Source organism: Pseudomonas sp. RW409 (genome assembly GCF_003184125.1).
In the GTDB taxonomy this organism is placed as follows: Bacteria; Pseudomonadota; Gammaproteobacteria; order Pseudomonadales; family Pseudomonadaceae; genus Aquipseudomonas; species Aquipseudomonas chlororaphis_I.
This window is the reverse complement of sequence record NZ_QHHP01000041.1, coordinates 1,074,545-1,076,221: the sequence shown is the minus strand read 5'-3', so window position 1 is coordinate 1,076,221 and position 1,677 is coordinate 1,074,545. Positions and strand designations below refer to the sequence as shown.

Annotated in this window: 2 protein-coding genes; one reads left to right on the top strand and one right to left on the bottom strand. The window is 63.0% G+C overall.

The window, feature by feature from the left end; all coding sequences use genetic code 11:
• The first annotated feature begins 751 nt into the window (after positions 1-751).
• Entirely contained in the window at positions 752-1,156 is a 405-nt protein-coding gene (locus DK261_RS25345; protein ID WP_110176747.1) for a DUF3077 domain-containing protein, read from the top strand.
• 67 nt (positions 1,157-1,223) lie between these two features.
• Here the strand turns inward: DK261_RS25345 and DK261_RS25340 are convergent.
• On the bottom strand, positions 1,224-1,677 hold a 454-nt coding region (locus DK261_RS25340), incomplete at its 5' end, for a methyl-accepting chemotaxis protein (protein WP_256597606.1).

Here is a 1,677-nt window from a genome sequence, read left to right as displayed (position 1 = left end):
CCTCGCTCCGGTGTCCATCAGGGGGCATCGACTCCGGTCGGCTTCGCTTCGACCTCCATACGATGTCCTCGACTGCGTCGAGGGGCGCTGCGCGCCATCCCCCTGATGAACACCTCCGCTCGGCCTCCCGATGGGGCGGGTGGATCAAAAGCCAGAGCAAGATCAAAAGCCAAAGCAAGATCAAAAGCCAAAGCCAAAGCCGGGCGCGACCTGCCGGTCGACGCTGAACCCTGTAGCCGCTGCCGAGCTTGCGAGGCTGCGATCGACCGCGAAGCGGGCGCAGGATCTTGAGACCGCAGGAGGACCTACGGTCCTATCGCAGCCTCGCAGGCTCGGCAGCGGCTACAGAGATCCGGCTATATCGGCGCCTTTTGTAGGAGCGAGCTTGCTCGCGATCAGGCCCTGCGGATGACAGGTTTTGTTGTGTAGGACGCTGTCTGAAAGTGAGGCTCTTCGCTTTATTTTGTAAGGCTTTTCCGAGAAACTCCGGGGCGCTTGCGTCTGGGAAGGGCGCTGTCTAGCCTCGGGTTTGTCACCGGTTTTTCGGTGATCGGGTTTAGCAGCTCGCTTCCAAGTCACGCAGGTATCGCTGTCAGCTCAACCAGCTTTTTTCGGTTGCTGTCATGGCGGCTGTGCGTGGGGCGCCTTCGGGTGCGCCGGATTCTTGGACCGGTCTGCTAACCCGCGTACAGCTGCCACCCTCATTCGTTTAGCAGCGGTAGGTGGTGGCTCCATTCCAAGAGGATCCACCATGAAAAAGCTCGTCCCCGATCCGCCCATGCTTTCGCCCAGTCGCGAGCGGATCGTTCAGTTGGAAATCCCCAATCAAACCCTTCGTCAGGCGCTGGACAGTCGTGTCGAGGGGGAGCCTTTGCATTGTGCTTTGCTGGAAACCGGCAGTGCTTCTTTCGGTTGTCGCGACGGTAACGGTCGGCCGTTGTTCGCGGTGCGCGCCGGGGTCAGTGCCGAGGAGGCGTTGTTGCATGTGTCGTTGTTGCTCAAGTGTGCCGAGGAGACGGCGGATGAGATCACCAGTGCCAGCGGCATCGAGCGTGGCTTGATCTGGTCGATGATCCATTCGGTGGAGATGGCGCGGGCGGTGGTGGATGCGTTGCTGGATGGGACGGGCCGGCAGGGGGTGTTGCGGGAGGGGTGATTGTGCGGTGGCGATGGGGGCCCACTTCCTTGTGGGCGCCTCGTTGTTCCCGGGGCGAAGGCGAGGGTCAGACGCGGAAGTGGCTGACCATCATTTGCAGCTGGTTGCCCAGGCGGGCCAGTTCGACGCTGGAGGCGGCGGTTTCATCGCTGGCGGCGGCGGTCTGTTCCGAGACGTCGCGCACGTTGATGATGCTGCGGCTGATTTCCTCGGCCACGGCGCTCTGCTGTTCGGCAGCGGCGGCGATCTGCTGGTTCATCGACTGGATGTTCGACACCGTGCGGGTGATGTTCTCCAGGGAGGCACCGGCCTTGCGGGTCAGGTCGACGCTGCTGTCGGTCAGGCTGCGGCTGTTGTTCATCACGTTGGCCACTTGCTGGGTGCCGTTCTGCAGGCCGGCCACCAGGCCTTCGATTTCCTCGGTGGATTTCTGCGTGCGTTGCGCCAGGGCGCGGACTTCGTCGGCGACCACGGCGAAACCACGACCGGCTTCACCGGCGCGGGCGGCTTCGATGGCGGCG

Excerpts from the sequence above, each read along its gene's own strand:
- DK261_RS25345 (WP_110176747.1), top strand. The coding sequence starts at position 752 with ATGAAAAAGCTCGTCCCCGATCCGCCCATGCTTTCGCCCAGTCGCGAG.